Raw genomic sequence first — 23,559 nt, forward strand, 5'->3', positions numbered from 1 at the left:
CTGAATTGGGGGTTGAGTCCTGTGTTTTTCGAGGCTTCGCTCCGCCGGGTTGCGGCATAAGCTTTGGCCCAATGTTCTGCACCGAAACAACGAGAAAACAGCGATGTCCGCACGACTTCACCGGGTGTATCGCACGGTCGGCCTTGCCCTTGCCGCCGTGACGCTTATCATGTCTGGCACGGTGCTAGCCAGACAACCTACCCCATCCACCTCGTTGTCCGCTGACGATCAGATTTTCATCAAGTTACGTGACGCGGCACGCGACAACGATCCCGCGCGCGCCGCGCGCCTCGCCAGCCTGATTCCGAATTATCCGGCGACGGCCTATCTCAGCTATTTCCAGATCAAGCCGCGTCTGTTCACTGGCGCGGGGCATGCGAATCCCGACGCGCCGGACGCACCGGTGCTGTCATTTCTGCAACGTTACGACGGACAGGCGATTGCAGACCGTCTGCGCAACGACTACCTTCGCGTGCTCGGGGCGCGCCACGACTGGCACGATTTCGATTCGCAATATGCAAAGTTCGTCCTGGACGACGACACGCAGGTGAAATGCTATGCGCTCGAGTCGCGTGCCACGCGGGGCGAGAATGTCGCCGACGCGGCGCGGGCGCTGCTTGTCGAGCCGAACTGGTACGGTGACGGCTGCGTGGATCTGATCACCGCGCTCGACCGTGACCAGCAGTTCACGCCGGACGACGTGTGGCAGCTGATTCGCCAGGCCTATGAACAGGGCGCGAGGACGACAGGCGGCAGACTGGTCGATGCGCTGGGCGCAGCGCGCCCGGATCCGCTGCTCTTCCAGCAGGCGACGAACCAGCCAGGTCGATTGCTCGCGAAAGGCATCCAACTTGACGCGGCCTCCCATCAACTCGCGCTGCTCGCCATCACACAGTTGGCGGTCGGCGATCCGCAGGCCGCCGAGGCCACCTTTACCGCCATCGCACCGTCGCTCAGCCTGGCGGAACGGGCTATCGGTTGGGGCACGATTGCCTATCAGGCGGCGATCAGGCAGCTACCGGGCGCGGTGAACTGGTACCGGCTGTCGGCGAACGCGCCCCTGTCGAGTCAGGCCTACCAGTGGCGCACCCGCAGCGCGCTGCTGGTCGGGGATTGGACCATGGTGCGCTGGTCAATCGAGCAGATGCCGGCCGCGCTGCGCGCGCAGCCCGCATGGATCTACTGGTACGCGCGCGCGTTGAAGCAGAGCAGCGAGGTGGCGACAGCCGACGAGACACTCCGAACGATCGCGGGTAACTACACCTTCTATGGACAGTTGGCCTCCGAAGCGCTCGGCCGGCACATCGTGATCCCGCCGCAGACCAGGGTGACCGACGAAGAAGTTGAGCGGGCCAGCCGGACACCAGGCTTCGAGCTGGCAAAGCGTTTTTACGCGCTGTGCCTGCGCACGGAAGGCAACCGTGAGTGGAACTGGCAGCTGCGCGGCATGACCGACCGACAACTGCTCGCGGTCGCCGAGTACGCGCGCCGCATCGAGCTTTATGACCGGGCTGTGAGCACCGCCGACAGGACGCAGACGGAACATGATTTTTCGCTGCGCTACCTGGCGCCCTTCCGCACGATTGTCGAGCGCGATACGCAGTCCGCCGGGTTCGACGTCGGCTGGGCGTATGGCCTCATTCGTCAGGAGTCGCGCTTCATCATCAGTGCACGCTCCGAGGTTGGCGCGGGCGGCCTGATGCAGGTGATGCCGGACACAGCCACGATGGTCGCGAAGAAGATCGGGCTCGGTACGCTCTCGCGGGCCAAGATGAACGACATCGATACGAACATCCTGCTTGGCACGTACTATCTATCGATGATCTACAACCAGCTCGACCGTTCTGCCGTGCTCGCGACGGCTGGCTACAATGCGGGCCCTGGGCGCCCGCGTAAGTGGCAGGCGAACCTGCCGCGTCGGGTGGAAGGTGCGATTTTCGCGGAGACGATTCCGTTCAACGAAACCCGCGACTACGTCAAGAATGTATTGGCGAACACGGTGTACTACGCGGCGCTGTTTGATGGCCACCCGCAATCGCTGACGGAGCGGCTTGGCCAGATCGAACCCCGATGACATCGCACTCAACGTTGGATCTGCGGGTCGCACGGGTGCAGTCGGTGCGGCTGCATACGCGACACTGTATAACGATCCTTCTCGCTCTGGATGAGCTCTCAACACGGAACCGGGAAGGCGAAACTGGATTTCACCAGCCGCGATAAAGCGACACGTACGTAGTCTGACGTTGTGCATGTATGTCAACGTTCGACGTCGGGTTTTATGTCCAACGCCCCCGCCGGACTCGCCGAAGCTAACCTCCCCTCTTCCTTTGATATGCCCGCTGATCGGCCTTATGTGAAGCTTTCCATACGGCCGATTTGCTTCCATCGAGTTTCCGGCCGGTTCCTGTGGTGAACCATTTGCTGGAATGCTCGTTTCGAGTGTTGCGCGAACGTCAACTGCTGGCCCGCACGCGATCCGTCAAACTCTTTGTGTCGCCACTCGTTGAAGTAGCTAGCCCCCTGCCCGCTTCGCGCTGTGGCCGTCCTTCCTGAGCGCTTCAATGACCCGCTCGCAATGGTCACCCTGTATTTCAATCACGCCATCCTTGACCGTTCCACCAGAGCCGCAGACCGTACGCAACTGCTTGCCAAGCAACGCCAAAGCAAGAGGATCGAGCGCGAGCCCTTTAACGATCGTCACGCTTTTCCCGCCCCGGCCCTTGGTCACATGCGTCACCCGTACCACACCGTCGCCTGCTAGTTGTGCGTTAGCAACCGCTTTGCAGACACATTCCGCGAGAACCTTTCTGCATTCGGGACACATTCGGCCGCCATCGGTGGAATAGACAAGGCCGCCTTTTGAACTACTCTTCATGATTGGGCATTCAAAGATTAATTGGGGCGAGTTTACTCCAAGGGCACACCCCACCTAGGCGGCCAAACCCGTTCGGCCAGAGTGTGCGATTGCCAAACTCAATGAAATATCACAGCCCCGTCACGTGAGCGACAACCAAATTTCCATAAAAAAGTGACAGCGAGTCATACTATTAAGATAAGTTTTCTTATCATAACGCATCTATTTTTGCACTAAACTCGCCAGCATGAAAACGTGTCACGACCGCCTCCCCGCGCCTTCCCACGCAGAACCGCCCGGCTTTCCCGATGCCGATGAACTCGCCATGCTGCGCGCCTGGTACGCGGGCCTGCCCGTCCGGCAAGCCGTCGAGCGCTATCTGCCTTCTGCGCTCGGGAATGGAAAGTCGGCGCGCGGCGTCCCCGGTCGTATCCGAAGCAAGCTGCTGGACGTCGCGCGCGCGGCCCATCGCGACGATCTGGCCGCCCTCCTCTCGCATCCTGCGAATGAGCGCGAACAGCATGCGAAGACCGTTGCGCACGCGATCAACGTGTTGCGGAGCGCACGTCCACCCGAACCACAAATCGCCGACGACATCGCGCAGTGGTTCACCCCGCGCGCGGTGCGCATGCTGCACGCGCATGGCATCCGGACGCTCGCCGATCTCACCGTGCGCATTCCGCGCCGGCGTCAGTGGTGGAAAGCCGTGCCGGGCCTCGGTGCGGCAAGTGCACGCACAATCGAGGCGTTTTTCGCGGCGTGGCCCGCTCTCACCGAGAAGGCGCGTGCACTGATCGTAGCGACCCAGCAGGGCGACATCGTGCCGTGGGAATCCATCCGGCTACCGCACAAAGTCGACGGCACAGAAGGGACGTTCCGGGCGCCGCGCGCCACCTGTACGCTCGATGCGTCGAACGACTATGAAGCCGTGCAGACCTGGCTGTCGCTGCACGAATCACCCGCCACGCAGCGCACCTACCGCAAGGAAGCCGAGCGGCTGATCCTGTGGGCGATCGTCGAGCGCGGCCGTGCGCTGTCGTCACTTACGACAGAAGACGCGATCGCCTACCGCACGTTCCTGCGCCATCCAATGCCGCGTGGACGGTGGACCGGTCCGGTGCGGCCGCGCACGTCGCCCGAATGGCGGCCATTCAACGGCAGCCTGTCGGCACGCTCGGTCTCGCACGCGCTGTTGATTCTGGGTGCCCTGTTTCGCTGGCTCGTCGAGCAGCGTTACGTGCTCGCCAATCCGTTCGCGGGCGTGAAGGTGCGCGGCGGCACCGCGACATCCACGCTCGATGCGTCGCACGCCTTTACCGAAGGCGAATGGGGGCTGGTCCGTACGATGGCCGACGGCCTCGAATGGTCACACGGCTGGTCGGTACCTGCTGCGCAGCGGCTGCGATTCCTGCTTGATTTTGGTTACGCGACGGGGTTGCGCGCGAGCGAACTCATCGGTGCGACGCTCGGGCATGTCGAGACAGACGCACGCAATGAGCACTGGCTGAAGGTATCGGGCAAAGGCGGCAAGATCGCGCGGGTGGCGCTGCCGCCGCTCGCCTGGGACGCACTCGGCCGCTATCTGGCCGATCGGGGGCTGCCCGTCGTCGCCGTTCGCTGGCGTCCCGAGACGCCCGTCATTGGCAGCCTGGAAGCGGACAGCAGTACCGCGATCAGCGGCGTACGGCTGTGGGGTGTACTCAGGCGCTTCTTCCGGCTCGCTGCAGACTCGATTGAGACTGACCACCCGCCCCTCGCCGACAAGCTACGTCGTGCGAGCCCACACTGGATGCGTCACACGCATGCGACTCATGCGCTGGGGCGCGGCGCCGAGCTGACCACGGTGCGCGACAACCTGCGGCACGCGTCGGTGTCCACGACCTCGATTTACCTGCACAGCGACGAGGTCAAGCGGGCGCGGCAGATGAGCGACGCTTTCTCGACACGCAAATGATGCGCTGCCCTGAACGTGCCGTTTCTACCGGCGCCAACCCGGAGCGAGGCATTCAGGAAGCGCGCGATCTGTGCAAGAATATTCGCGACACATAGATTCGACCCACGCCTCGCCATGGAAGCAGTAGATCTCGAACCTCGCATCGTCGCGAACGGCCACGGTGTCGCCTTCGCCATTCCTTTCAAGGATCGCACGGTGGAGTGCACGATACCCGTCACGACACTTCAGACTTTTTCTGGCTGGGGCCCCAAGCCAGTGAAGCGCAGACCCTGAAGACTTTCCGGGACGGCTACGGGCGCATTCGGGCGATCGCCGAACGCAAGTTGCTGGCACATCCCGTGGCCGCGCTCGAACTCACGCCGGATGATTTTGCCCGTGCCTGATCATCCGGGCCTGCAGGGAATGCGAACGAACCGCACCGTTCCCGTCAGCCCGGAAAACCGCCTCCTGATCTGACGACGCCTGTTGGCGCGCCGCCAGAATCGGAACGCTGTTGCAGTTATGCCGCGTTCACCGCGTCCTTGAACGCCTTGCCCGCGGTGAACTTGACGGTTTTCGCCGCGGGTATCGTGATCGTCTCGCCCGTCGCAGGATTACGGCCCGCGCGCTCTGCCCGGGCACCCGTGGAAAACGAACCGAAACCGATCAGCTGAACGGTGTCGCCACGCGTGACAGCAGCCGTCACAACTTCGAGGATGGCGTCAATAGCCTCGCCCGTACTGGATTTGCTTTCGCCCGTGCTGGCAGCGATGGCGTCGATGAGTTCCTGCTTGTTCATGTAAGAACCTTCCTCTGTTTAAAGCCCCGCACAGACGCGGGACGAGCGGACACCCTAACGCATGTCCACAGGGCACGGCAACTCCAGAAGCGAATCCGTTTTAGCGCCCTGCACCCTCACGCGCCCTTTCAATGCCTGTGACGTCTCAAGTTGAACACGGACAATCGCAAAGCTATGCTTCGCAGCTCGCGGGATGAACAGGGCGCACGGACTACAGACGGGTACGATTCAATGCAACGACGATGCATCACTACACGAGGCTCCCCCGTACACGGCAGGGGCGTATTTGCCTTACAGCCGATCGCGGTGTCACGGATCGGCGTAATCGAGCCGGGGATGATCGGCGTAATGAGGCCACCTGGAATGGCCCCGAAACGCGATTTCGAAGGGACTCAAGAATGCGTTTTTTTGCCTGATTTTGCAACCACGTTTTCGCCGTTTTCGGGCATCGGTTTCGGCTTGCGGAAGCTCTCACCCTCAATGACGACACGGTAGGCGCCGTGCCGTAGCCGATCGAGCGTGGCAGCACCGAGGATGCGGTTGTCGGGGAATGCGTCGCCCCATTCGCTGAAGTCGAGATTCGACGTCAGGATAGTTGCCGCGCGCTCATACCTGGCGGCGATCAGGTCGTGGAAGTCTTCGTCGTGGGGCGCACGCAGGGGTTTGAGTGCAAAGTCATCGACGATCAGCACCGGAACGCGCACGAACTGCTGCAACTTGCGTTCATAGAGCTCAGTCGCCCGTGCTGCATGCAGCTTCTTGAGCAATTCGGTTTGCGTGATGAACAGGACATCGCGGCCCTGGCGTGCGGCGCAGTGGCCCAGGGCCTGCGCGAGATGCGACTTGCCGACGCCGGTTTGGCCGACCATCAGCACGCAGACCTTCTCGTCGATATAGCGGCCGGCGGCGAGATCATAGATGTGAGCGCGGTTGAGTTTGGGCACGCGGTCGAAGTCGAAGTTCTCGAGCGTCTTGCCTAGGGAGAAGCCAGCGCGGGCGAGCCGCACGCCGAGCTTCTTCTGCTCTCGCCGCGCGACCTCGTCGTGCAGAAGCGTGGCGAGGAACTCCGTGTAGGCAAGTTGCCCGTCGATGGCTTGACGGTTGCGTTGCTCGAGCGAGTCGAGGATGCCCGAGAGGCGCAACTGCTTGAGGATCGTGTTCAGTTCTGGACTGGGATGCATAGGCGTTCAATGGATCAGAAGGGAATGGAGGTCACGGCCGAAGCGGCCGCCGTTCAGATAGGTGTCGGCAGGCGCCGGCGTCGGCGCTGGTGCTGCGGTGGGCTGGCTGTCCAGCCCCTTGTCGAGGATCGCCTTGACAGTGCGGTACTTGGGGCTGGCGAACACGAGCGCACGCTCGCACGCAGCCTCCAGCCGTTGATCGCCGACCTTCTCGCGAAGCCTCAAGACGCCCTGCGCGCCGCGCAGGTTGACGAGCACCTTGTCGTTGAACATCGCGAGAACGAGCGCGTGGCAGGCTGGCCCGATATCCTTTGCCCGCGCCAGGCACCACTGTGGATCGTGCTCGAGCCACGCTTGCGCTTCAGGCGGCTGGTGGTCACGCACCGTGTGGCGATCGCCGGGCTTGCGCAGGCGCGGATGGGTCGCGACGAGCTCATGGCGGTGGAACACCTGCACGACCGTGTCGGTCGCCTTCAGCCACAGCTGCTTGCCAACGAGCGTGAACGGCACCGAATACAGTGCCTTCTTGTAGACGACGTGCCCGTCGGTATGGACCTTGACCTCGCACCATACGGCCAGCACTGGCGGCACATCGGGCAGTCTGGCGAGCAGTGGCTTCTCGATGGCGAAACGTGCAAGCGGCTGCTCGCGCGTCGTGCCGTGCTCGCGCGTGCCGGCCTGCTGCATCACCCAGTCGCGCAATTGACGGTTGGCGTCGGCGAGATCGCGGAATTCGCGCAGCGGCACGAAGGATCGTTTGATGTATTTGACTCCGGCCTCAACGACGCCCTTCTTCGCAGGATCGTGTGGAGGGCATGCATCGATCCGGAAGCCGTACCCCTCGGCCAGCGCGGCGTACGAGCGCTGTACCTCGGGGTCGTACATGCACGCCTTTGTGATCGCGCACTTGGCGTTGTCGATGATCACGCGTTCGACGCGGCCACCGAACCATTCGAAGGCGCGCCGGTGACAGGCCAGCCACGTCTCGACCGTCTGATCCAGCACGACCTCGGCGTATTGATGACGCGACCAGCACAGCGTCATCACGAAGAACCATGTCTTGAGCAGAACCCCGGACTCATGCGTGAGCACCGGACCGGCGCCGAAGTCGACCTGTGCGGCCTCGGCCGGTGCGAACTCCAGGATCGTCGTCGCTCTCGCGCCGCGCTCGGCCTTCAGGTGCAGCAGGAAGCGCCGCACTGCCGAATAGCTGCCCGTATAGCCGTGGTTGCGCTGAAGCGCGTTGAAGATCGTCGTGCCCTGCACGTCGGCGTCATACCAGCCGCGCACCAGATCGCGAAACGGTTCAATCGTGGAGACGCAGCTACGCGGCAGCTTCGGATTGCGTCCGAAGATCGCTGCCAGTTCGGCGTCGTCCGGCAAGGGCCGACCGGGATCGAGCCAGCCCCGAGCGAGCGCGACCTGCCTGACGGTCTTCAGCTTCCCACGCCCCATCAGGCGTGCGCTGGCAATGTCACGGTCGGAATCGCCCTGACGCATGCGCGCCAGAACCTGTCGATACTCAAACACTTCGAACCTCCTTCGACTCATCGGCCCTCCGGGCAAAAAGCCTGAAGGTACCGGGTTGTGGAAATTCGAAATGCGTTTCGGGCTGCCGCCCGACAGAACACTGAGCCCGCTACGTGGCTCGATTACGCCGATCCTGCGGTGGCTCTAATACGCCGATCATCGAGTGGCCCGATTGCGCCGATCATGCACTGGCTCGATTGCGGCGATCATCCGGTGGCTCGATTACGCCGATCCCGGAATGGCTCGAATATGCCGGTCAGTGACACGCGGCAGGCGAGCGGCTCATCGAGTACGCAGGCGAAGTGACCAACTGGCGTCGCGCCGCCGCCCGTCAGCGATCCGGGAACGGGCACACCTTCGTATTTGGACTTTCCGATGGACGGGTCATCGACGGCAGTCGCGGTGGCAATAGCGCACGCTTCATCAACCACGCATGCGAGCCAAACTCCGAGGCCATCGAGTCGGGCGACGACCTCTTCATCGATTACGGGCGCCTGATGTCGGACCCTCAACGGCCGCTCAGGCTGCCAACGAATCGATGGCCGCTTCTGGCGTCGTTCGGACGTCCGTGGTCAAGATCCGAAGTACTGGGCTTATAGCCGCGATAAGCGCGGTTATCGCGCCAGGAGCGAAGTCTGCTTCAGGTGCCACGCCGCTCTGCTGAAGGCGTGTGGCCAAATTCCCGGCGGTAGGCTTTGCTGAACGAACATGCTGACTTGAAACCGCATTTCGAAGAGATCGCCCTGATCTCCGCAGCGCTAGTAAGCAGGAGCGAGCGAGCACATTTGAGCCGGATCGTCAGATAATATTCGGCAGGTGAACGGCCAAGCTGCTCGCGAAACATCCGCTGCATATGCCGATCCGACACGCCTATGAGCCGTGCCAGATCCATGCTAGATAGCGGCTCCTCGACATTAGCCTCCATCAATTCCACCAGTTCGACGAGTTCAGACCTTACGCCACCCAGCCTTGCCGACACAGGCCTGATCTGGCGTTCGTCCGGCGCCCGAATCCGATCGACGCATAGATAGCGTGATACTTGCGCTGCGCAGGCTGCACCGATCTCGCCCGCGACCAGATTGAGCATCATGTCCACAGGCGCCGCACCGCTCGCACAGGTTATCCGGTCGCGATCGAGGACAAAAACTTCATCGGTTATCTGTACACGAGGGAACTCGGCCGCCAGCGCCGCAACGTCTTCCCAGTGTACGGCGCATCGGTGTCCTTCCATAAGGCCCGCCGCAAGCAGCGCGAAGACGCCGCTACACACTCCACCCAGCACAACACCTTGCTGCGCGGCGCTACGCAGGATGGCGCCAAGCGACGCATTCGCCGCCTGCCTGATGTCCATGCCCCCGCAAACGATTAATACGTCAGGTAGCCCGCCTCGGTGGTCGAAGGGCTGAGCCGCCCTGGCCACGACACCGTTGCTCGGAACAGCCAGGCTTCCGTCGACCGTGTAGACCGTCCATCGGTACCACTCATGGCCCTCGACATAGTTTGCGATTCGTAGGACCTCGATCGCGTTTGCAAACGCGATCATCGAGTATGACGGCAGCGTTAGAAATCCGAAATGTCGTTTGCCGCGGCAGTCTGGCAAGGCTGTATCTGCCCTCCTCACCCTATCCTCCCGCTCCGCTACAGATCCAGAACCAGATCGGAAGTCGGCTTGCTGCAACACATCAGTCGAAGCCCCTTATCAATCTCGCGCGGCCGGATACCGCCGTTGTGCTTCATCTCGACTGTGCCTTCGAGCAGCCTGGTCTTGCAGGTACCGCAGATCCCCTGACTACAAGACGATGGCATCGGTACACCCGCTTTGCGCGCGGCCGCGAGCACGGTTTCTGACGGCTCCATCGTGAAGGTCTTGCCGGAACGCGAAAGACGTACAGTAAAGGACGACGTTTGATCGCCCGGGCGTTGTTCCGGCGCAGCTTCGACGACCTCGACGGTCTCTGCGAAGTTGAAGCTTTCCTGATGATAACGGTCCGGATCATGTTGTCCGTCAAGCAGCAGCTTCCTGACGGCATCCATATAACCGGCTGGGCCGCATGTGAAAACCTCCCGCTCCCGATAGTCGGGCACGCGCGCTTTCAACAGTTCGAGACTCAGGCGTCCGATGGGACCTTGCCAGTTACCTTCCTCGGATTGCGCCTCGCAGATATGGACGACTCGAAAAGCACTGGATATCTGCTCGAGCGCTGCCAACTCGTTCGCAAAAATGATGTCTTCGGGCGTTCGCGCGCTATGCACGAACACCACATCGCGATTCTGTCCGAGGTCGAACGCCGCGCGTGTCATCGCCATCAATGGCGTGACGCCAGAACCCGCCGAGAGATACAGTGTCTTCCGTGACGGGCCGGCCGACGGCGTAAAGATACCCGCCGGTCCGAACGCGGACAACGTTTTGCCGGCTGCCATGTTTGCGTGCAGCCAGTTCGACATTACCCCGCCCGGTGTCCGCTTGACCGTGATCGACAACGTGTACGGCCGGGTCGGTGGCGACGAGATCGTATAGCAGCGGCTGACTGCCTGGCCGTCGATCTCCGCGCTGATCGTGATGAACTGTCCCGGTTCGAACGAGAAGGGTTGGCCGGCCTCGCTCGCAAACACGAACGTGCGGACGTCATGGGTTTCGTCAGTTACCCGACAACAGACCAGCGTTCGCTGCTCGTGGCTCGGCCACTGCGCATCCGCGCGTTCCCATGTAGACGACAGACTAAAGCGATCAGACACTTCGGGGCTCTGTTGAAGGATGCAGGGTTCGAGGACGCTTTCCATATCGCTCACACACCGTGTTCTTTCAGACGCGCGTTGTACCAGCGCGAGAATTCGTCCAGTGGCGCTTCCGTGAACTGCGAAAACGGACCCGGGCGGTAGGCGGGATCCTGAGTACCGTTGTGCGTATTCGCGACCAGCTCGGCGTCCTGGGTGGTCGTGGCAATCCAGACTTCCGTCAGTCGCTTGAGGTCGTAGTCGACGCCTTCGACGGCATCTTCATGGACGAGCCAGAGCGTGCGCACGAGCGTCTTGTCAGGCGCAAGCGGCAGGATATAGGCGATCACTGCGTGGTCGCTCATGACGTGCGTCCACGAATGGTGACCCCACATGTGCACGTCACCCAGATCCCGGCGCTCCAGGCAACCCAACAACTTCGTGCAGGCGACTTTCGTATCCATGGTCTGCGATTCATTGGCGCCGGCAATCACCAGCCGCTGCGTACGGAAGTTGGTATGCACACTCTCATCGAGCGACTCGAAGCGTTCGCAGATCCATCCGTCCTGCTCCCATGCCGCCTGGCTGGCCGCATTTCGCTTGACGTACTCGTCGTACCCTTTCAGGGCATCCTCGCTCTGGCCGTCCGGACAGAAGCCGAAGTCCTCAGCCAGAAACGAATTCGTGAGTTCCGGATGCGTGGCCGCGCAGTGATAACACTCGCGGTTGTTCTCCATCACCAGCTTCCAGTTGCCGTTCTCGACGATCTCCAGCTCGTGTGCGATCTTCGTGCGCGTCAGATCGTACGGCGCGAAGCGCGGTGTCATCACCTTCTCGAGTTTCGAAAAGTCCTCCGGCGGCTCATCGGCGAGGCAGACGAAGACGTGTGCGCCGACCGTCTTCAGATGAACCGGAATCAGGCTGTGACAGGCAGGATCGAAATCCTGCCCCATGTGGGAGGTGTGGCGCAGACTGCCGTCCAGATCGTACGTCCACTGGTGGTACGGACACACAAGCATGCCGACAGTCGCCTTGCCCGGCTGCTTCATGATGCGTGAGCCACGATGACGGCACACATTGCGGTAAGCGCGAATGTTTTCATCATCGTCCCGGACAATGATGATTGAAGCCTTGCCGATGTCGACCGTATGGACATCACCCGGTTCCGGCACATCGGCCGTTACGCCAACGAGAATCCAGAGCTTGTGGAAGAACACCTCGACATCGGTTTCGAAGACGTCATGGCGGCCAAACAGTTCGCCGGGCATGCCGTGACCTGGCTGCCGGCTATCGAGGAGTTCGCGATGTGTCTTGATGGGGATGACGGTCGACATGAGTGCCTCTTTAATTGGTCTTCGCCGCAACGTTATGTGCAGCATTACGTTGAGTATTGGATCGCCAATACGGACCGTCAATGCGCTTTATTTACCCCCTGACATTCCTTTAAGTCATGCGAAAATATCGACGGGATCGATTGCACGCTGCAGGGCGATTGAACGCATGGTCGATGTTTCAATCGGCATATAAGCAGCTGCGCATCCCGGCGCCTGACTGTCACAACAACATCAGAATCAGAGACAACGGATGAAGACGTCCAGAGGAACGAAGGGTTACCGCAGAATCGTCCCGTCGCTTACCGCGCTGGTTGAATTCGAGGCGGTGGGTCGCCTGGGCAGTTTCACGTTTGCGGCGACTGAACTCGGTGTGACGCAATCGGCCGTCAGCCGGCAGATCCGATTCCTGGAGGAAACCCTGGATGTCCGGCTTTTCCAGCGCGGACACCGCTCCATCAAGCTGACCGCAGAGGGCGAAGCGCTGTACCAGGTGGTTGCTGAATCCATGCAAAAGATCGCTGGCGTGTTTGACCGTCTGTCCACGACAGGCGTCGAACAAAGCGAACTCGTGCTCGCCTCCACGGCCGCGTTCTCCCAGTTTCGTCTGCTCCCTCGCCTCGCCAATCTGAAGAGACTCAATCCGCCACTCCAGTTACGCCTCACCACACAAATGTTTACGGCTGACTTGCGCCATGTCGAAGTCGACGCCGCTGTCCGCTACGGCAATGGTCAATGGACTGACGGCACGTCAACGTTACTGTTCGATGTCGATATTTTCCCGGTCTGTTCGCCACGGTTTCTGGAAGAAAACGGAGTACCGACGTCACTCGAACAACTCGCGTCCATGGCACTCGTTGAATCCGATTCGACGGCCGAAGGCTGGATGGACTGGACTGAATGGTTCCGCGCGGTCGGCTATCGTCCATCACGGCTGAACAAGGTATTGCGATGCAGCCTATATACAGACGCTGTGCAGGCCGCCCGCTATGGACAGGGCATCGCACTTGGCTGGAGCCGGCTGGTCGATGACCTGCTCATGACGGGCGAACTCGTGCGGATCGAGGTCGCCACCTTCACGCCCGCCGAATGTTACTTCCTCGTCGTCCCGCACGGCCGCACGATCTCGCCGGTCATTACGCAACTCATCGAGTGGCTGCGCGGCGACCCAGCGACCCGATAGCGGGAGGCCGTTGCCTGACGCCTCTTCGACCTTTGCGTGCTAACGCGAACGGATGACTTAAACTCATGCGAGCGGGAAAATAAAGGCCGTTGACCGGCTTTATCGACGTTCTGATACTGCCTGCAGATCATGTCAGGAGAACAGTCAATGTCGGGGATTTCCACGCTTCACGCCGCAACACCTGGGACAGACGAAAGCACCGTCGGCTTGCCGCCAGGTCTGCTCGATCGTGTACGTCACTACAGGCTGGAACGCCTACGCCGCCAGCTTCGTACGAGCCAGGTAGCCGCAATCGTCCTGTATGACCCCGTCAACATCCGGTACGCCACCGACACGTCGAACATGCAGATCTGGACTGGCCGCAACCCGACGCGCTACGTCATGGTCTTCGCGGACGGTCCGGTAGTCGGCTTCGAATTCCATAACTGTGAGCATGTGTGGCACAACGTGCCCGTCAAAGCGGAAATCCGGAGCGCAGTGTGCTGGAACTATTTCAACGCCGGTCCTGAAGCCGCATCGAACGCCAGGCAATGGTCGCGCGAAATCTCGGATCTGCTGCGTCAACACGCGCCATCGGAGCATCAAGTCGCAGTCGACCGGCTCGACCCCGAAGGTCTGCATGCCTTGCGCGAACAAGGCATTCAGGTCGTCGATGGGCAAGCGATCATGGAGCTGGCACGGACCATCAAATCCGACGACGAACTCGCCGTCATGCAGGCAGCGATCGACGTGTGCGAACTCGGCATTCAGCGCATGCACGACGTGTTGCAGCCAGGCATGACCGAACAGGAACTATGGGCACATCTGCACTTCGAGAACATCAAGCTCGGTGGCGAATGGATCGAGACGCGCCTGCTGGCATCAGGCAATCGGACAAATCCGTGGATGCAGGAATGTAGTCCAAAGGTCATGCGCAAGGGTGAACTGATCGCGTTCGATACGGATCTCGTGGGGCCGTTCGGTTACTGCGCCGACATTTCTCGCACATGGACGGTCGGGCACGTCCGCCCAACCGATGACCAGCGGCGCCTTTACGCCGCAGCTCACGAGCAGTTGCATACGAACATGCACCTCATCCAGCCAGGCATGACGTTCAATGAATTCGCCGAGCGCAGCTGGACCATGCCGGCTAAGTTCTTCAAGAACCGGTATAGCTGCCTGGCCCACGGAATCGGGATGGTCGACGAGTATCCTTCGATCTCGTACTTCCAGGACCACGGTTATAACGGTATGTTCGAAGCGGGCATGACGCTTTGCATTGAAAGCTACATCGGCGACGAGGGCGGCAACGAGGGCGTGAAGCTCGAACAGCAGGTGCATCTGACAGAAAACGGTTGCGTGCCCCTTTCGACATTCCCCTTCGAGACCGACTGGCTCTGATCGGTACCCGCACAGTCGCGGCCTGGTTAGAAGCCGCGACTGCCCCCATCGCACGATCGCTATCCGGCTGACACCGATCCGATATCCGACATGTGCACCTGGACGGCCGCGACGATCACGACCTCGATCAACTTCTCTCGCTGGGCCAGCGTCGCCCCCACCGTAGCACGAGGTGGCGCATGCCCTGGCGTTACCCAAGCATCCCACACTTCATTCATCGCCGCGGCTTGCGACGTGTCGGACAGGAAGATCTGGCACGAAAGAATGCGGGATTTGTCCGAGCCGTGTTCTGCGAGCAGCGCATCAATCGATGCCAACACCTGGCGCGTTTGACCGGCCATATCCTGGCTGATGTCATCCGGCACCTGCCCGGCAAGATAGATCGTTCCCTGGTGGATAGCGACCTCGGACAGACGCTTGCCGACATGGCTACGCTTGATTTCAGGCATCTTGATTCCTCCAGATTTACTTTATCGACAGAAACTAGCGCTCAGGCCCGGCAAGTGCCGCCTGATACTTGATCGACGAAACGACGCCAATGCGTCTGATCGGTTCCGGGGGCAACCAGTTGGGGCCTTCAAGACTCAGTGCGTCGGACAACTGCGAGGACTGGGCGCCCATAGCCATCTCGCCCAGCAGCTTGCCGTATGTGCTGCCCTTCAGCACGCCGGCGCCGTTGCAGCCCAACGACGCAAATAGACCCGGGCGCAATTCACCAAAGAACGTGGCGCCATTGCGCGTCAACGCCGTTGTCCCTCCCCATACATACTCAAACTCGTGTGACTTCATATTCGGGTAGCGACGCTGATAGCAGCTTGTCAGTTGCGCTAGCGTATCGGCGGGCGCCTGCTCGCGCTCGTATGAATAGGCACTGCGCACCATAAAACGTCCGTCCTGGACGCGGCGCAATGTCGTGCCCAGTCGATTGGCAGGTATGACACCCCACTCCAGGGAGTTGCCGAGCTTCTTCAACTCCGACTCGCAGAGCTTCGGCGTGACGGCTGCGTAGGTAAAAATCGTAATCAGTCTGTCGCGCAGAATGCCCAAGGCTTTCGCGAAGCCGTTGTTGGCCAGGATGATCCGATCAGCCACGTACTCCGCTTCGGATGTCGTGATCCGAAACGGGGATGATTCGCTGAGTTCTACGACCGGCTCGTTCTCGACCAGAACGACGTTAGGAGGCAGACTGTCCGCTAACCCCCGGATCAGCGCGGCTGGCTGCACGAAAACGTTATTAGGCGAGTGAAACCCGTAGCGGTAGTAGCTGGTACCCAGCTTTTCCTGCAGCGCATCGCGGTCGAACTCTTCGAAGTTCACGCCCCAGTCGCGATATTGCGCCAGGGATGCGTTGAGATTCTCTATGCCGGACTCGCTCGCCGCAGCATGGAATTTTCCGACCGGGTTCCAGCCGCAGTCGATCTCATGTTCTCGAACGATCTGCGCAAGCCAACGCAAACCCGAATCGTACAAACCAATCTGCTTGCGGGCCACCTCCAGCGGACTGGTGTGGCCACCCATTTTTGTATTGTGCGGCAGATTGATAACGAAACCCGAGTTCCGCCCGGACGAGCCTTCGCCGATGGCCGACGCTTCGAGCACCAGCACTTGCTGATCAGGCTGCATCTCCGCAATGCGCCGTGCCGCAGCGAGGCCCGTATATCCACCGCCGATCACGACAGTGCCGAATCTGCGAACACTCGTGCCAGAACGTTTCTGGCGCTCGTGCAGCATCGCATTCCAGCCTGAACCAAGATGATAGGTAGGGTACTTACCGGCCGTCACGTCGGCGGTAGAGAGACCTTGTCGGGTATGCATGGCGTCACCGCTCTCATCGGAACATCATTGCGCTCGCGCCTCGAGCGCCTGCGAGCGTACAGCGGACCGTGGTCGAAACCCGCTACCTTTCCGTAGAAGTAAAGGAGACCGGCTTCCTCGATGATTTAACCTGATCTCATGATGCCGAGGAACCGTTGGCGTCCAGCTAACATCAGTTAGCCAAATGATGAGCTTAAGTACCGTTTGTTTTCATCAGGCACTGCGTAGCGAATGAAAGCACATTGATCACTTGCGCTTTCATTCCTCGCGTTCGACATAGCGATTTGCTTCCGCAAGCAGCCAGAGCGCGAGCGCTTGTAGGTGCGGTGAGTTTTCTCTGGATTCTGGATAGACCAGGTAGTACCCCTTCTCGCTACGCAGCGACATGCCGGATGGAAGGACAAGTTCGCCAGTCGCCACCTCGTGCGACACAAAAAATCGAGGAACGAGCGCAATACCAAGTCCGGCACGCGCCGCCTCGACAAGCATCGAGAAGAGTTCGTACCGCTGCCCCCGCATGCAGTCGACATCGTCGATACCTGCTTGCGTGAACCAGTGCCGCCACGCATCAGGCCGCGCTGACTGATGAAGCAACGTGAACTCTGCGACTTCCCGAGGCTCCAGCAGTGTCCTTCCCTTCAAGAGCCGCGGACTGCATACGGGAGTCATATCTTCGCCGAAGAGATACTTCGTGATCGACCCTGGCCATATCGGGTCGCCGAAGTGAATGGCTGCGTCAAAGGGCGTATCGGTGAATAGAAAGGGTTCGGCCCGTGTCGTCAGATTCACCGTGATGTGTTCATGCTCTTCGTAGAAGCCTGGAAGTCGCGGGATCAGCCATCGCGTGGCGAACGTCGGAATGACGGCAAGCTCGAGGATGCCGCCAGCGTTCCGGTGAGCCATCGCCGAAAGCGTATCCCGCTCTATGCGGTCGAGATTGTCTCGAACCTGTCTTGCATACACCTCGCCTATCTCCGTCAGGCTGAGTCTCTTCTTGACGCGGTTGAAAAGCGGAACACCCAGATACTCCTCCAGGCTCGCTACCTGTCGACCGACTGCACTCTGCGTCAACGCCAGCTCGTCCGCGCTCCGGGTGAAGCTCAGATGGCGCGCTGCCGCCTCGAAAGCGATCAGCGCTTCGATACTCGGAATTCTTCGCCTCACGTTCATTCCTCAAACGCACAACGTTGCGAGTTTATATCGTTTGCTGCCCGTCGGCCATGCAGTAACAATGGCTTCAACAACACAAGCGACATTGCCCGGCAACGCGCCACAAGATATCTGGCGTATGTGTTCGCACGGCCATTCATTTCGTATTCCTATTTAGATTATCTCCACTTTACAGAGGACGATTCCATGACTTCCGATTCACTTCCTGCAAAGTTCAAGCCTTATACCCGCCAAACGATCAGCCAGGCGCCTCAATGGTCGTTGCTCCCGGAAGAGCTTCGCGAAGCAGTGCAGGTCGTCTCTCGCGTGATGCCGTTCCGAACCAACCAGTACGTGATGGACGAACTGATCGACTGGAACAATGTTCCCGACGATCCGATCTATCGTCTGACTTTCCCGCATCAGGACATGCTTTCTCCGTCCGACTACTCGAAACTGAGAGACCTTGTGCTGGTTCGGAAAGACGAGGCCGCGATCGAAGATGCGGTGCGCGGTATCCGGCTGGCGATGAATCCCCACCCAGCTGGTCAGATGACTCACAACGTGCCTTTCATGAACGGCCAGCCAGTGAGCGGGCTCCAGCACAAGTACAAAGAGACGGTCCTCTTCTTCCCCAGCGCCGGGCAGACATGTCACGCATATTGCACGTTCTGTTTCCGTTGGCCGCAGTTCGTCGGAATGGACGATCTGAAGTTCGATGCGCGTGAATCAAGCGAACTGGTCGCCTATCTGAAGCTGCATCCCGAAGTGACCGATGTGCTGATCACCGGGGGCGACCCGCTCATCATGAACACACGTTCGCTCGCCGGTTACATCGAGCCGCTGCTCGTCCCCGAACTCGCGCACATCCAGAATATCCGTATCGGCACCAAGTCGGTTGCGTATTGGCCTCAGCGCTTCGTGACGGACAAGGATTCGGATGATCTGCTCCGTCTATTCGAAAAGGTCGTGGCGGCCGGCAAAAATCTGGCGATCATGGGCCACTACAATCATCCGGCTGAAATTCGCACGCCGATCGCGCAACGAGCGGTGAAACGCATCGTGTCGACGGGCGCCACGCTGCGATTGCAGGCACCGTTGATTCGCCATATCAACGAAGATCCGAAGGGCTGGGTCGAACTCTGGACAACGGGCGTACGGCTGGGTGCCATTCCGTACTACATGTTTGTCGAGAGAGACACGGGCCCAAGCCACTATTTCCAGTTGCCGCTCGCCCGGGCCTACGAGATATTCCAGTCCGCGTACAGTTCGGTATCCGGTCTGGCGCGCACTGTTCGCGGCCCGTCGATGAGCGCGTTCCCCGGCAAGGTCGTGGTGGACGGCATCGTCGAAATTGCGGGCGAGAAGGTTTTCGCGTTGCAGTTCCTGCAAGCGCGTAAGCCCGAGTGGGTTCGCCGGCCCTTCTATGCGAAGTTCGATCCCAAGGCGACCTGGCTCAACGATCTCGTTCCCGCGTTTGGGGAAAAGAAATTCTTCTTCGAAACGGACGCGGAAGCTCCGCACAAATCCCTGCAAGTCGTCACGCGACACACAGGCAGATATGTGCCGGGCGCGACGTCGGAGACATCGCAACCGCTCGCAGTCGAAGCGTAACTTCACGAGACGGCCCGCTCACACGGGCCGTTGCCGGATTCGTTCAACGCCCCGGAGGACGCATGGCGTACGTTGTAACCGAGAGCTGCATCCAGTGTCGTTATACGGACTGTGTCGAGGTCTGTCCTACCGACTGTTTCCGTGAAGGTCCGAATTTTCTGGTCATTGACCCGGACGAGTGCATCGATTGCGGAGTCTGTGCCCCAGAGTGCCCGGTTGATGCGATCTCCTCGTCCGAGGAGATCGCTGGAACAGAGCAGCACGTTTTCATCGAACTCAACGCGTCGCTGGCCAAAGCATGGCCGACGATCACAACCCGACAGTCGCCGCTACCCGACGCGGAAGAATGGAAGGACGTCAAATCCAAGCTAACGCATCTCGCTCGCGACTCTGTGACCGGTTGAGCGTCCGTAAAAGAACACTCGTGAAAACGCAGGCAGCCGCTAAATCAGCTCGCCCTGGAGAATCAGAAGCTCCCGGCTCGATGCCTGCGTCGCAAACCTGGCGGCTTCCTGATACTCCGCGTCCTCGTAGCAAGCCTTTGCCTGTTCGTAGGATGGAAACTCGACGACGATGACTCGCGAGCTTGTCCGAGCTTCTCTGAGCACGGTTTGCGTATCGAGCACCTTGACCTTGGCATCGTACCTGGCGGCGATGGGCGCCCACAACTCACCATATCGCTTCTGCGCATCCTGATCCTTGACACCTTCGCCCAGAATGAGCCAATAACCTTTCATTGCTTTATCTCCTGTCGACTCAGATCGAAGCCTTCCCTGATGCATACGAGCGCACCGTGTTCATCACATCATCCGGAACGTCGATCTCGCGAACCGTAATGTGACTACCAGGAATGCGGACTCCGGCACCTGCGAGCCTTTCGAGCTGCGTCGCGAGGCGAGCTTCGAAATCTTGCGCAAACACATCGGCCTTCAGCGCCACCAGGAACAGCCCGATGCCTGGCGTCTCGCCGCCTTCTGCATAGTGAGGCGCGTCCATTGACCAGTTCGCCCCCGTCATGCCCGCCGCGAGAATTTCCATCATCATCGCGATGTTGGCGCCCCGCGCGCCCCCGAATGCCAACAGCAGGCCCTTAATGGCCGCCCTGGCGTCCGTAGTCGGCGCGCCTTGCGCATCCACTGCCCAGCCTTCGGGAATCGTCTCGCCAGCCTCTGCTGCCCTTCGAACACTGACAAATGCCGTGGCGCTGGACGCCTGATCGATAACGAGAGGCCGTGCGTTTGCCACTGGTGCGCCAAAAGACACGGGGTTGGTTCCGTAGACGGCCTTCCCGCTTTCAAGCGTGGTCATCTGCGCGGTCGCGTTGCAGGTTCCGAGCGCAACGAGCCCTGCCTCCGCGAGCCGGCGGGTGTAGTAGCCAAGCTCACCAACTGTGAAGCTGTTGGACACGGCCAGTGTGACGACACCATAGGTGTTCGCCCTCTCTACGATCTCGTCGAACACCCGATCGTATGCCAGTTGCGCGATGCCGCCCCGCGCGTCAATCCGTACGGCCGCCAGCGCTGGAAACGAGATCTGCGGCTCGGCATGCGCAGCAATTCTGCCTTTGACGAAGCCATCCAGGTAATCCGGAAGATGGGCGAAACCAACCGCCTTGCTGCCGGCGAGTTCAGCCGATATCACCGCATCGGCGAGTGAATGCGCAATCGCATCATTTGCACCTGCACCTTTGATCGCATCGAACGCGATGCGCCGTGCCGCTTCAGCCTCGTATCTCATCGTCTCATCACCAGAATGCAAATGGTGGACGACGCGCGTCGCCCACCTGTTACTGCCCGCGAGGATCGTTGGTTGCCGTGTTTCAGGCCCAGATATCGCCCATCGTGAAGCCGTTCACGAAGGGGTCGTCGGGGTCGAGCACGTAGGTGTTGTAGCCATAGATCCACGAACGGCCGGAGATGGTCGGAACCACGGCCGGAATGTCGCCGATCTTCGTCTGCTCGACGAGGTTGCCCGTGAATACTGTTCCCAGCACGCCTTCGTGCCGGAAAGGCTGATTGATATCCAGTTGGCCCTTTGCGTGAAGCGTGGCCATCTTCGCGGACGTGCCCGTGCCGCAAGGGCACCGGTCGATAGCACCCGTCCACGTTGCCGGGTTATCGAAGTCGATCGCCCCGCTCGCGACCGTCACCGCGTTCTTCCAGTCTGCATTCGGGCTGTCGGTCGGCCCGGACAACTGCGCAATCGTGATGCCGTAGCCAGGATAATGCGGATGCGCAACGGGTAATTGCTCCTGCGCTGCCTTCAGGATCAGCGCGGATACTCGTGTGATCTCGCGTCCGTGCTCGGGCTTGAGTTCGAGTCCCTTGAACTGGCGAACGTCGGCGATGACGTAGAACATGCCGCCCCAACCCACATCGACAGTGATCTTGCCGAGGTGAGGCACGTCGATAATCTTCTCGAGATGAGCCTCAAATGCCGGCACGTTCCGGAACGTGACCGACGTCACCTTTCCGTTGCTGCACTCTGCCCTGATACCGATCAGACCTGCGGGTGCTTCGAGCTGAAACTCCGTGACCGGCTCCTGCATCGGAATCATGCCGGTTTCTAGCAGCACCGTTGCAACAGAGATCGTGTTGCCCCCGCTCATCACGGGATACTCGACCTGCTCCATGATGATGTAGCCCGCCGCGGCATCGGGGTGCTTCGCAGGCACTACCAGATTGCAGCACAGCGGCGGATAGCCGCGCGGCTCGCGCAGCATCAGCATGCGAATCTGATCATCGTTCTCTTCGAGCCACTTCATCTGCTCGTAAACGGTGTTCCCCGGAATATGGGGAACGCCGCCGGTGATCACGCGCATCGGCTCACCGGAGTGAGTTTCGACTGCATGAAAAGTGCGTTTGAAAGTCATGATCTTTCCGTTTCGTACATTCTGTGCCAGTAATGATCTTGCTCGACCTCGCGCGAGTACCGCGTTCAGCAGAACGCTTCGTTCCTTACCGCTCTCGCCTGATATCCACCTTACTAGTTATATCCGAGCACGGCTGCGGACGTCACCTGCGGATTCTCGTCCGTACACCGCATCAAACTCGCCGTCGGCGCTTTCAACAGCCTCCAGTAGCTTCCGTGGCGCGTCGGATCCAGCCTTGCGCGTTCGATTGTTTCCGTTCGAGTCACCGGGGTCTCGCCCGCTTGATTTTGCTGCCGCATGATTCTGACCTCTTCAGACTGTAGTTGCGGTAAGGCTAAGACGGACGACGTACCCAGATCAGACATGCGGCGCATGCGCGCGCGTTCGGGAACCATCAGCCGGAACAGTGGCGTCAGGGACTTCTGTACCCTGCCAACCCAGAAGCAAACATACGCCGGTGAGGTAGCCGACCCATTAGGTTTGATCCGCGTTGTACTGATCATAAGCGGCGTTTAGGTAAAGGGCGGACGGGAAGCTGCGCATCATCATTCGAGTTGTCACACTGCCACAACGACTATCCAATCGCCTTTAACAAAGGGGTATTGATGACGACCCGCCCTGAAGTCCTAACCGATTTCATCCATGTAGTTCGACTGCTTTTCGCATCTGACCGTATCCCCCTCGAAGGGCGAAGAATCGCTGAACAAGTGTTCGCGAGACTGGACGAACCGTCAGACGACGGACAAAGGGCGAGTGCACACTATCCGGCTTGCGACTGGCTCGACGCATCGCTCGCTCCCCTTGATGAAGACGCGAGATTCCGTGACATCGCAAAAGCGTTGAAGGCGGTTGCGCCCTTGCTCGGGTGGCGCCGCAGGACATCTGGTCCCCACGGCAGTGCAGGCTACGTCGAGCAGCATGTGAATGGCATCATTTGCGGGCCCGGTGGTGCGGAAAGTCGACACGACGTTCAGCTTGGACTCACTATCATGCTTCCTCATACGCGGTATCCGGATCACAGCCATCCTCCCGAAGAGGCATACGTGCTGCTGAGTCCCGGCGAATTTCGGCAAGGCGATGATGAATGGGCTGACCCGGGTTTAGGCGGCGGCATCTTCAACACGCCAAACATCGTGCACGCGATGCGCTCGGATGCGTCTCCATTTCTCGCACTGTGGTGCCTCCTCGTCTGAAGCGGGCATA

20 protein-coding genes and 2 pseudogenes are annotated in these 23,559 nt (G+C 60.2%); 9 read left to right on the top strand and 13 right to left on the bottom strand.

Annotated elements, in window-relative coordinates; translation table 11 throughout:
* Window positions 1-103 precede the first annotated feature (103 nt).
* On the top strand, window positions 104-2,074 hold the full coding sequence (locus QEN71_RS36280; protein WP_201656801.1) for a lytic transglycosylase domain-containing protein: 1,971 nt from the start codon (window positions 104-106) through the stop codon (window positions 2,072-2,074).
* A 438-nt stretch (window positions 2,075-2,512) separates the two neighbouring features.
* Here the strand turns inward: QEN71_RS36280 and QEN71_RS36285 are convergent, their stop codons facing one another.
* Window positions 2,513-2,875, bottom strand: a complete 363-nt coding sequence (locus tag QEN71_RS36285; RefSeq protein ID WP_201656804.1) for a translation initiation factor Sui1 — start codon at window positions 2,873-2,875, stop codon at window positions 2,513-2,515.
* A 226-nt stretch (window positions 2,876-3,101) separates the two neighbouring features.
* Here QEN71_RS36285 and QEN71_RS36290 point away from each other — a divergent pair, with 226 nt between their 5' ends.
* Both QEN71_RS36290 and QEN71_RS36295 read left to right on the top strand, forming a co-directional pair.
* On the top strand, window positions 3,102-4,808 hold the full coding sequence (locus tag QEN71_RS36290) for a site-specific integrase (protein ID WP_201656807.1): 1,707 nt from the start codon (window positions 3,102-3,104) through the stop codon (window positions 4,806-4,808).
* A gap of 114 nt (window positions 4,809-4,922) precedes the next feature.
* Window positions 4,923-5,191 (top strand): annotated as a pseudogene (locus tag QEN71_RS36295) (DUF1488 family protein).
* A 116-nt stretch (window positions 5,192-5,307) separates the two neighbouring features.
* Here the strand turns inward: QEN71_RS36295 and QEN71_RS36300 are convergent.
* The 3 genes from QEN71_RS36300 to istA all read right to left on the bottom strand — a co-directional run bounded on the left by QEN71_RS36300 (window position 5,308) and on the right by istA (window position 8,297).
* Entirely contained in the window at window positions 5,308-5,586 is a 279-nt protein-coding gene (locus QEN71_RS36300; RefSeq protein ID WP_201656810.1) for an HU family DNA-binding protein, read from the bottom strand.
* Between the two features lie 392 nt (window positions 5,587-5,978).
* Complete coding sequence (istB, locus tag QEN71_RS36305) at window positions 5,979-6,767, bottom strand: IS21-like element helper ATPase IstB (RefSeq protein WP_201662941.1); 789 nt, start codon at window positions 6,765-6,767, stop codon at window positions 5,979-5,981.
* Window positions 6,768-6,773: 6 nt separating this feature from the next.
* Window positions 6,774-8,297 carry an IS21 family transposase gene (gene istA, locus QEN71_RS36310; protein WP_201662938.1) on the bottom strand — a complete coding sequence of 508 codons (1,524 nt, stop codon included), beginning with the start codon at window positions 8,295-8,297 and terminating at the stop codon, window positions 6,774-6,776.
* 266 nt (window positions 8,298-8,563) lie between these two features.
* Between istA and QEN71_RS36315 the strand changes: the two are divergent.
* A pseudogene (locus QEN71_RS36315) lies at window positions 8,564-8,788 on the top strand (SET domain-containing protein); the annotation flags it as partial.
* Between the two features lie 149 nt (window positions 8,789-8,937).
* On the opposite strand, the gene QEN71_RS36320 reads toward QEN71_RS36315, so the two are convergent.
* The 3 genes from QEN71_RS36320 to QEN71_RS36330 form a co-directional block, all read right to left on the bottom strand.
* Window positions 8,938-9,840 carry a GlxA family transcriptional regulator gene (locus tag QEN71_RS36320; RefSeq protein WP_201662287.1) on the bottom strand — a complete coding sequence of 301 codons (903 nt, stop codon included), beginning with the start codon at window positions 9,838-9,840 and terminating at the stop codon, window positions 8,938-8,940.
* Window positions 9,841-9,935: 95 nt separating this feature from the next.
* A complete protein-coding gene (locus QEN71_RS36325) occupies window positions 9,936-11,078 on the bottom strand; it encodes a hybrid-cluster NAD(P)-dependent oxidoreductase (RefSeq protein WP_201662328.1) in 1,143 nt (380 codons plus the stop codon).
* A 5-nt stretch (window positions 11,079-11,083) separates the two neighbouring features.
* Window positions 11,084-12,346 (bottom strand): aromatic ring-hydroxylating oxygenase subunit alpha, encoded by a 1,263-nt coding sequence (locus tag QEN71_RS36330; RefSeq protein ID WP_201662290.1) that lies wholly within the window; start codon window positions 12,344-12,346, stop codon window positions 11,084-11,086.
* Between the two features lie 250 nt (window positions 12,347-12,596).
* Between QEN71_RS36330 and QEN71_RS36335 the strand changes: the two genes are divergently transcribed.
* Window positions 12,597-13,526 (top strand): LysR substrate-binding domain-containing protein, encoded by a 930-nt coding sequence (locus QEN71_RS36335; RefSeq protein ID WP_201662293.1) that lies wholly within the window; start codon window positions 12,597-12,599, stop codon window positions 13,524-13,526.
* A gap of 147 nt (window positions 13,527-13,673) precedes the next feature.
* Entirely contained in the window at window positions 13,674-14,906 is a 1,233-nt protein-coding gene (locus tag QEN71_RS36340) for a M24 family metallopeptidase (RefSeq protein ID WP_201662296.1), read from the top strand.
* A 59-nt stretch (window positions 14,907-14,965) separates the two neighbouring features.
* On the opposite strand, the gene QEN71_RS36345 is transcribed toward QEN71_RS36340, so the two are convergent.
* The 3 genes from QEN71_RS36345 to QEN71_RS36355 all read right to left on the bottom strand — a co-directional run bounded on the left by QEN71_RS36345 (window position 14,966) and on the right by QEN71_RS36355 (window position 17,885).
* A complete protein-coding gene (locus QEN71_RS36345; RefSeq protein ID WP_201662299.1) occupies window positions 14,966-15,355 on the bottom strand; it encodes a RidA family protein in 390 nt (129 codons plus the stop codon).
* A gap of 34 nt (window positions 15,356-15,389) precedes the next feature.
* The gene (locus tag QEN71_RS36350) at window positions 15,390-16,721 is read right to left on the bottom strand and encodes an NAD(P)/FAD-dependent oxidoreductase (RefSeq protein WP_201662302.1); all 1,332 of its coding nucleotides are present in this window, start codon (window positions 16,719-16,721) and stop codon (window positions 15,390-15,392) included.
* Window positions 16,722-16,979: 258 nt separating this feature from the next.
* Window positions 16,980-17,885 (bottom strand): LysR family transcriptional regulator, encoded by a 906-nt coding sequence (locus QEN71_RS36355; RefSeq protein WP_201662305.1) that lies wholly within the window; start codon window positions 17,883-17,885, stop codon window positions 16,980-16,982.
* A 192-nt stretch (window positions 17,886-18,077) separates the two neighbouring features.
* Here QEN71_RS36355 and QEN71_RS36360 point away from each other — a divergent pair, with 192 nt between their 5' ends.
* Window positions 18,078-19,484 (top strand): KamA family radical SAM protein, encoded by a 1,407-nt coding sequence (locus tag QEN71_RS36360; protein WP_201662331.1) that lies wholly within the window; start codon window positions 18,078-18,080, stop codon window positions 19,482-19,484.
* A gap of 62 nt (window positions 19,485-19,546) precedes the next feature.
* The gene (fdxA, locus tag QEN71_RS36365; RefSeq protein WP_201662308.1) at window positions 19,547-19,888 is read left to right on the top strand and encodes a ferredoxin FdxA; all 342 of its coding nucleotides are present in this window, start codon (window positions 19,547-19,549) and stop codon (window positions 19,886-19,888) included.
* A 39-nt stretch (window positions 19,889-19,927) separates the two neighbouring features.
* Here the strand turns inward: fdxA and QEN71_RS36370 are convergent, their stop codons facing one another.
* The 3 genes from QEN71_RS36370 to QEN71_RS36380 form a co-directional block, all read right to left on the bottom strand.
* Complete coding sequence (locus QEN71_RS36370; protein ID WP_201662311.1) at window positions 19,928-20,221, bottom strand: DUF1330 domain-containing protein; 294 nt, start codon at window positions 20,219-20,221, stop codon at window positions 19,928-19,930.
* 19 nt (window positions 20,222-20,240) lie between these two features.
* Window positions 20,241-21,221: an Ldh family oxidoreductase gene (locus tag QEN71_RS36375; protein WP_201662314.1), complete on the bottom strand. Its 981-nt coding sequence runs from the start codon at window positions 21,219-21,221 to the stop codon at window positions 20,241-20,243.
* Window positions 21,222-21,303: 82 nt separating this feature from the next.
* Window positions 21,304-22,356 carry a proline racemase family protein gene (locus tag QEN71_RS36380; RefSeq protein ID WP_201662317.1) on the bottom strand — a complete coding sequence of 351 codons (1,053 nt, stop codon included), beginning with the start codon at window positions 22,354-22,356 and terminating at the stop codon, window positions 21,304-21,306.
* 605 nt (window positions 22,357-22,961) lie between these two features.
* On the opposite strand from QEN71_RS36380, the gene QEN71_RS36385 reads away from it, so the two are divergent.
* Window positions 22,962-23,549, top strand: coding sequence for a dimethylsulfonioproprionate lyase family protein (locus QEN71_RS36385; protein WP_201662320.1), 588 nt, complete (start codon window positions 22,962-22,964; stop codon window positions 23,547-23,549).
* Window positions 23,550-23,559: the final 10 nt, after the last annotated feature.

The sequence above is a fragment of the Paraburkholderia sabiae genome, from assembly GCF_030412785.1.
In the GTDB taxonomy this organism is placed as follows: Bacteria; Pseudomonadota; Gammaproteobacteria; order Burkholderiales; family Burkholderiaceae; genus Paraburkholderia; species Paraburkholderia sabiae.